This window comes from Chitinophaga sp., assembly GCF_036569185.1.
Classification (GTDB): domain Bacteria; phylum Bacteroidota; class Bacteroidia; order Chitinophagales; family Chitinophagaceae; genus Chitinophaga.
Genome location: NZ_DATCRD010000160.1, coordinates 1 through 7,548 on the forward strand (window position 1 = coordinate 1; position 7,548 = coordinate 7,548).

The 7,548-nt window shown below is 45.7% G+C and carries 7 protein-coding genes; 2 read left to right on the plus strand and 5 right to left on the minus strand.

Going from position 1 to position 7,548, the window contains the following annotated elements:
- The 3 genes from VIM72_RS11875 to VIM72_RS11885 form a co-directional block, all read right to left on the minus strand.
- On the minus strand, positions 1–619 hold a 619-nt coding region (locus VIM72_RS11875), incomplete at its 3' end, for a carboxypeptidase-like regulatory domain-containing protein (protein WP_332003052.1).
- Between the two features lie 195 nt (positions 620–814).
- A complete protein-coding gene (locus VIM72_RS11880) occupies positions 815–1,930 on the minus strand; it encodes a FecR family protein (RefSeq protein WP_332003053.1) in 1,116 nt (371 codons plus the stop codon).
- 90 nt (positions 1,931–2,020) lie between these two features.
- Complete coding sequence (locus VIM72_RS11885; RefSeq protein ID WP_332003054.1) at positions 2,021–2,635, minus strand: sigma-70 family RNA polymerase sigma factor; 615 nt, start codon at positions 2,633–2,635, stop codon at positions 2,021–2,023.
- A 339-nt stretch (positions 2,636–2,974) separates the two neighbouring features.
- Here VIM72_RS11885 and VIM72_RS11890 point away from each other — a divergent pair, with 339 nt between their 5' ends.
- On the plus strand, positions 2,975–3,331 hold the full coding sequence (locus tag VIM72_RS11890; RefSeq protein ID WP_332003055.1) for a DUF1801 domain-containing protein: 357 nt from the start codon (positions 2,975–2,977) through the stop codon (positions 3,329–3,331).
- A 127-nt stretch (positions 3,332–3,458) separates the two neighbouring features.
- Here the strand turns inward: VIM72_RS11890 and VIM72_RS11895 are convergent, their stop codons facing one another.
- Positions 3,459–4,415 (minus strand): FimB/Mfa2 family fimbrial subunit, encoded by a 957-nt coding sequence (locus VIM72_RS11895; protein ID WP_332003056.1) that lies wholly within the window; start codon positions 4,413–4,415, stop codon positions 3,459–3,461.
- Positions 4,416–4,714: 299 nt separating this feature from the next.
- Between VIM72_RS11895 and VIM72_RS11900 the strand changes: the two genes are divergently transcribed.
- On the plus strand, positions 4,715–5,221 hold the full coding sequence (locus VIM72_RS11900) for a hypothetical protein (protein ID WP_332003057.1): 507 nt from the start codon (positions 4,715–4,717) through the stop codon (positions 5,219–5,221).
- Between the two features lie 74 nt (positions 5,222–5,295).
- Here VIM72_RS11900 and VIM72_RS11905 read toward each other — a convergent pair.
- Positions 5,296–7,548, minus strand: a 2,253-nt coding sequence (locus VIM72_RS11905) for a T9SS type A sorting domain-containing protein (RefSeq protein WP_332003058.1), incomplete at its 5' end; no start/stop codon positions are given.

Sequence of the window (7,548 nt, forward strand, 5' to 3'; positions counted from 1 at the left end):
TGTAAACATTGTCTTCGCTTATCTCCACCTCTGTTGTTTCATATCCCACTGCGCTTACAACAAGTGTTGCTGCGCCTTCGGGAATAGCGAGTGAAAAATTTCCTTCTTCATTGGTGGTGGTTCCCTTGCTGGTGCCTTTTACCTGTAAGGTGGCTCCTACGAGTATGGTGCCGTCTGCAGCCCGCACCTTACCGGAAATGGTTTTCGGAGGTGCAGCTGCGTGGCTGGTTCCGCTCATTGCCGTTTGTGCATTTGCTTCAAAAGAAGCCCTGCTCAGGAAGATATCTCCCTTTTCAGTGACTTCCATTTTGATGCTTAGCGGCGTAAGTAACCTGTCAAGGAAAACGGCAAGGGTTTCGTCCTTTGCTTCCGCTGAGATCTTTCTGTCCGTCCCGATCATTTCAGGGCTGTAAAAGAATCTGACCTTACTTTTCCTGCCAACTTCCTTTAATACATCTTTCAGCGCCTGCTGGTTCACCGTAATTGTGATCTTCCTGTCAAGCACTTCCTGGCCAAGTGTTTTGGCTGCATAAACATTCAGGAAGGTGACGAGTATCAGTAGTGGAATAGCAGATAGTTTCATAATGGCAATAGCAATTGAAATGCCTGTTTTTTTCATAACTTGCAATAGTTTAGTGGAACTGAATTGTTTGCTGAACAAGCTGTACCGGGCATTAGGAATTTAACCGGTGCAGCATTACCGGCCTGTTATGCTACCAACATGACAGGCCTTTTCTTTTTGTGTAATTGTCTCCCTTTTTTGTTTTAATAAGCGCAGCTGTGGTTTTGGTTGTGAATAAATAATTATTGTTCTCTAGCTTTTGCATCCTTTAGCACTAATTACAATAGTGCCGTCAATTATTTCATATGTGGCATTAATGATCTTGCAGACCGTGTTTAATTTTCCGTAGAAATTTTTATCGTCCAGTACAGCGGTGACAGAGCAGGTTGATAATGTCTGTTCGTCAAATACAATGGAAATGCCGTAGGCATCCTGCAGCTCTCTGAAGATCTGTATCACCGGGGCGCCCTCAAAACTAAAATCCCCCGGATCTTTTTTGGTAGCCTGTGGCGATTCCACCAGCGCTTTGCTGATCTGCTCTTTTTTAATATCATATTCCGCCTTCTGGTTCGGCGTAAGCACAAAGCCTTCCGCAGCGTCCTGACTGGTAAAGCTGGCGGTCTTATATACGGATACTTTGCCGGTGCATACCGTTATACTGGCAACCGTTTCACCGGGCACCGCCTTTATCCGGAAACTGGTGCCGAGCACTCTTGTAACAATATTGGAAGTGTATACAATAAATGGATGCGAGGGATCCGTGGCCACGTTAAAAAATGCCTCTCCGGTTAAAAAGATCTCCCTTCTTGCAACGGCATCTTCAACCATATATATAAGGCTGCTTCCGGTTTGAAGATCTACTTCAGAGCCATCCGGTAAATAAATACGCCGTGCGCCGGGGGAATTGTTGCGGTAGGTGGTTCCTGCTTTTGTTGCTTTATCCAGGATGCTTTCATAGGCGCGGGCGTTTTTCACTTTAGCCGTTTGTACTATCAGGGTACCGGCAAATATGGCCAGCAGGAGGGAGGCTGCTATTCCCCATTTAAATCTTACGGGGAGTGAATTTATACGGCTTCTCCTGCCGCTGTGCAGGTCAAAGCCGGGAACGTGCTGGCTTTCCTCCTGCAGGATCTTATTTTGAATAGCTGCAGCGGCAGCGGCCACTTCATCCGGCGGCAATGCTACCGTGTTGGCGGCCAGCACCTGGATCACCGATCTTGCAGCTGCAACCCATTCCAGTTTTTCAGGATTGTCGGCGATCCACCTGCTCCAATAGGCGCCCTCCTTTTCATCATTGGAGAGTATCCATTGCTGGAAAGATGCGTTTGCAACCAGGTCGTCGATGCTGTTTATTTCAAAATTGTGCATGTATATGTTCCTCTATATTGTATATACACACAGCACCGGAAAATCTACCTGGTTATTGGGAAGTTTTTTTTTATTTTCTTTTTGAGGTAATTAATGGAATAGCGCTAATAGCAGGAGTAGGTACCCGATATCATGTTTGAATACGGTGTCGCTGATCTCACGAAGCCGTGAAATGGCCAGCTGAAGCAGATTGTATACGGATTGACGGCTGAGGTTCATGATAAGCCCAATTTCCGCAGCATTGGCGTTTAAGTAAAATCTGAGATAAATGATCTCCTGTTGCCGCTTGGAGAGAGCGGATATTGCCTGAACGATCCTTGCGGACAATTCAGCATGCCGCTCTTCCTGGATCTTTTGTACTTCAGGCGATTGGGGTAATTGCATACTAAGCTGCAGGAATTCCAGGGATTCCGGGGTTATATTGCCGGTTTTTGAGAGTTCCCTGGCCAGCCTTCTCCGGAGGGATTTCATCAGGTAGTATTTCACACAAGCCGTATTGCCGGTTCCGGCCCTGTTTTTCCATAACGCAAGAAAAAGCTCCTGGATGCAGTCCTTTACGAGATCCGTATCCTGCGTGAACTTCCTGCCGTAGTTATACAGCAGGTTATAGTGTTTCTTTACGATGCAGTCAAGGGCAGCACTGTCCCCCGTAAGAAAGACAGACCATATTTCCTCATCAGAATAGCCGGAAAAGGTTTGATTCATAATGCTGCTGTGGAATTTGCTGAAAATGACAAAGATCCGTTATACTCCTTCCACAATTTATAAAATTGTCAATTAAACAATTAATTTTTTTTGAAAACCGGCTTTTGGGTGAGGTGATTGGCCCAAAAGCTAATGGGGGTGGTCATGGGGCATAGGCTTACGCCACTATTCCGGATTTTGACATGGGAAGGCAAATAAATTTTCCCCTTTCTCAACATTTGTAAATTTTTTTCTGCGCCCGGCTTACGAATTTAGCATCATTAAAGCCGGTACAATGCTGCGTGAACAATCGGGTTGCGCAATGTCCGGTCCTTACAAACGCTATCTAAAAAGGAAAAAATGAGTTCGAAAAAAGTAGATGAGTTCCTGGCAAAATTGGACCATCCGTTAAAAAAAGAGCTGGCATTACTGCGGGATACCATTATGAAGGTAAACCCTGAAATTACAGAAGATGTGAAATGGGGTGGGCCCAGTTTCTATTACAAGGGCGACATTGCCACTTTCAGCCCGCGTGTGAAAGACGCCGTAACGCTGGTCTTTCACCAGGCAGAAGGCTTGCCGCCCGGCGACGTGCTGGAACCGGCGCCCAAAGGTAAAGCTTATGCCAAATTCAAAAGCATGGCTGAGGTAGAGGCGAAAAGAAAAGGCCTTCAGGAGATTATTAAGCAATGGATTAAAGCCAGGGATAGGGGATAGGGCGCTTACTTATTTCGTCAATCAGGGCATTACTTGCTCCTTCTTCATATATTCAAATAAAGAGAGGGTATATCAAAGTACGATATACCCTCTCTTATATCAAGAAGTCTCTTTTATCTTAGCGATCCTAAAAGTTTATAACCGTTGAATCACTGTCCCATGACTGGTTAAGCTTTACCTGGTAGTCAGGGCCGCCAGGATGATTCGGCGTTCCATACAGGTAACCTGTTATAATTGTTTTCTTATTAGTATGACAGGTAACATGCTCGATAGTCTTCACCAGGTCGGCGCCGGTATTTTTATCCTTGTAGCTAATAACCACATTAAACTCATTATTGGCGCCGAATAAATAGTCTTTAAAAGTATGCTGGCTTGTTCTTGTTCCAATCCATTGCCAGATGGATTCGGGCTGGCTTATTGATTCATCAGCCAGGTTAAACGCTATCGACAGGGGAGTTACCTGAACGCCGATATACCCATTAGGATCAGTAGCAGGTAAAGCATCGAGGATGTTTACCTCCAGCTTGCCAACAATGCGGTTCAATGTTACTTCCAGACTGGTGGGATTACCCGTAGGAGCAATATCAACCTGTATCTTTTTAAAGAAGAGATCCCCCAGCGGGTTTATTGCAACTGCTCCCAGGAAGGCAGGCCCAAAGCTATGTGAACTAATATTGGGATTGTTTACGGGAGAGGTGAAGGTCTCCGTGTAAAGCGGTTTTTCTGATGCTATGAGAACAATTGTATAACTTCCTGATGCAAGTGAATCAGAGATTGTTCCGAAGCTGCTGCTTTGGTTCACCGTATCCTGATGAATAAGACTGACTTTGTTACCATTGCTGTTGTAGGCAATATAGTAAATGTCAGATATTCTTGCAGAATCTTCCTTCGCATACGTTCCTGAATTTGGTTGCTTTTTTTTCGCAGACCTCATGTTTTCTTCTTCCCGGATAAAATCGGCAATGCTAATGCTAATGGCCTTTTTATCTGATACACTGTCTACAGGGGGATCATTTTTTACAGCGTCTTTTTTACAGGCAAACAACATGGATACCAGTAAAGGGAGAAATAGTACTCTTTTCATAGTATTATTGGAGTTTTAAAAAGTGTTACAGTGAACACTTCGGGTTAAACGAAGGTGCAATATTACATTTTTTTTCGATTATCAGACCTGTCCTTCTTCCAGCTTTTACATCCTAATTTTTCACACAAAAGTTTTAGAGATTACAGCGCAAGACCATTGATACGCTGGCATTCAGCGAACTATGGAGAGAGAAGATAAGTAAGGAATTGAATACAAACATCCATACGATCCGGAGAATATGGAGATGCTCTCTTTTGTTACCAAAATTTAATATGTTTACTGCCGAAATTCCCAGATCAATGAACCGGATTATAATTACCCTGTTATTTGCCATTGCTTTCCCTGTTCTGAATGTTCATGCGCAACAGAAAAATGCTGAAACAGATATTGCAGCTATCCGTGCTGCATTCAAAGAGATCAATGCACTACCCCTGAAACAGGAGCAATTCAGGTATGAAGCTGATGGCTGCGTGGAGGATGGCAATGTACAATACTTCTTTAAAGGCAAAGAGATCGTAAAGGTCATAGAATCCGGCAGTATCGGGGATGGCAGCTGGAAAAAAGAATACTATTACCAATCCGGTAACTTTATCTTTTCCTATGAAAAGCTTATTGGCGGTTCTGCCGCGGGTGAAGTAACCGAAAGCGAGTACCGTGTATACGCAAAGGATGGTGCAGCCATTCGCTGTATGGAAGGTCAGCAGATCGTACAGCCTGATAGCAGAACAACTCAAACAGTGGCGATCGCGGGAAAATTGCTGAAAGCCTATACTACAAAAAAATTTGCAGCAGCTTTGTGTGAGTGATCACCCAATTAGTATTGACAGCCGGTACTGTTAATCTGTTAACAATACCGGCTGTCAATAATCATCACTACCGCCTACAAATGCAGCAGCTTAATGGTCTTTATTACCTTTTTGGTTTGCATATCATACACCTGCAGATAGTAAACGCCTTTTGCAGCAACGCAGTTACCTGTTTGTAACACCTTCCTGCTTTGGTTAAAGGAACGCTCTACCAGCACCAGTTTACCCTGCGCGTCGTACAAACGCAGCACATAACTCCTGTTCCATGATAAACCGTTAATGGTTAACTGCTGGCTAAAAGGATTAGGCAGCACGTTCAGCTCACCCGCAATATCACCTGTTGTTAGCATATGTTCACCCGGGCCTGCCATCATGGGCGACGGCAGCGCATCGGTGATAGTAAAGCTGCGCGTAAGGCTAATACTATCCAGCGGATGCCTGAAGGTTACTTTCAACTGGTGTGCGCCGGTGCTGTACGTAGCCGGATCCAGCACAAAAGTGTTGTTGGGCGCAATGGGCAGCATACGGGTGCCATCTACCCACACCAATACATCTGTATGCGCCTGGGGCCTGGGATAATTGGATATGAGAATGGTGTCCGGATCAGCCGTTTTGCTATAGCTGCTTTCCAGCGTTCTTAAAATAGGTGGAGTGTTCAGGTGAGGGTAAACACGCAGTATTACAGGGGTATCTCTTCTTATGAGCGCCGTGTCATTATAGGCCATCCACTGCAGGGTATCTACACCTGTTATATTTGGATAGGGCGTATAATACATACTGTCTATTTCTGCCAGCGATACATCGGTGCTTCTTTCATAGAATAGCTGTTTGCCGCCAATAGTAAGCTTACCATAGGCGGGCAGCCGGTTCACCCTTATGGCTCTTAAGTTACCAACATAGTGCTGTTTGAACTGGCTGGCCCAGAAACGGATGGGCGTTCCTTCGAAAGTATTACGTTCAAAGGGTTTTATGGTATCGGGCGCCTGTGCAATATCAAAATAGAGCTGGGCAACGTTTGTCCAGCCGGTACCATCAAAAGCGCGCCAGTCCACGGTATCCTTGCCCGGGAGGCTGGAGGCACTGTATTTCAGTGTATCCAGGTCGGCTCTTGCAATCATAGTATTATTGTAAATGGGCTGGTTATTTTTATTTAACAGCACACCATGTGAAGGGCGTTTAATGATCTGTACAAACTGCAGTGAATAATCTACACCAGTGTTCGGGTATTCTACCCAAATATGGCTTGCAAAGTCACTGCCGGGTATGGGTGTTTTATTGCGGGTATATCCTTTTTTGTAGATAGGAGTGGCATGGTGAACAACAGCGGTGTCTGTCTTTACTTCATATAGCGTAGGGCCTATGGCAGCTGTCCAGTAAGGACCTCTGGTCCACAACCAGTTGGTGCTGTCTGCTATCTTTTTATTATAACTTCCATCCTGGCTAATAATATAGGTGCCCGTGTTACCCTGCCCCAGCGTTTTTACAGCAATATCTCCCAGGTCGTTTACGGCCACCACTCTTGCAAATTCAATATTGGTACCGGTTTGTATATGCATCACATTGCGGAACCCAAGTGTTGGAGCTTGCGTATATACGTCTCCCCGGATGTTATTCAGGTAAGGGGAGGTTAGATTAATTCCGCCAATACGGCCTTCATCCGGCACCGGCCTGGTAATTTCCATTGACACATCAGTATTTCCTCCGGCGTCGCCTTCTGTAAATAATACCTGGCCTGAGTTTGATGCGTCAGCATAGGCAGTATGTACCCTGGTTGGACTGCCTTGCCGGTGGCTCAGGTAAAAAACCCTGGAATTGTCCATAGCAAGGCTGTAGAAATATCCTGGCTGGCTGGGATCCCCGTTGGAGGGCGTTAACTGGTCAAGTAGTTGTGTCCCCTGGCGGTAACTGTACAGGTACTTACCGGTGGAATAAACAACGGTTCCCCTGTAAACAGCTACGCCGTAAACAGTGCTGTCAACCAGCCGCTGTGACCCGGGACCGCCCAGGTGTTTTAGCATAAGACCTGAGTTGGGGCCGTTCTGTGAGTAGAATGCTGCGTAAAGATCGTCCGTGCTTACATAACGGGCGGAATCAGCCAGCTTGGTCAGCGTACCATCATACTGGTACCACTCGTATAACGGCGCCAGGTCAGAGGATGAGTCAAGCGGCTCTCCTTCTATTAATACGCCGGTGGCAGTAACCCATGCATGTGGATGTCCCCTTACCCCTTCATTCCGGCCACGGTTAAATCCTCCGCTGTAAGGAACTACTGCTGTTGTGCCGTTGGACAGGTTGGCCAGGTAATAGGTGTAGCTGTTTCCAATTTG

Bases quoted from the DNA above. Each gene is read 5' to 3' on its own strand.
- VIM72_RS11885 (WP_332003054.1), bottom strand. From the start codon at position 2,635: ATGAATCAAACCTTTTCCGGCTATTCTGATGAGGAAATATGGTCTGTC.
- VIM72_RS11895 (WP_332003056.1), bottom strand. From the start codon at position 4,415: ATGAAAAGAGTACTATTTCTCCCTTTACTGGTATCCATGTTGTTTGCC.
- VIM72_RS11880 (WP_332003053.1), bottom strand. From the start codon at position 1,930: ATGCACAATTTTGAAATAAACAGCATCGACGACCTGGTTGCAAACGCA.
- VIM72_RS11900 (WP_332003057.1), top strand. From the start codon at position 4,715: ATGAACCGGATTATAATTACCCTGTTATTTGCCATTGCTTTCCCTGTT.
- VIM72_RS11890 (WP_332003055.1), top strand. From the start codon at position 2,975: ATGAGTTCGAAAAAAGTAGATGAGTTCCTGGCAAAATTGGACCATCCG.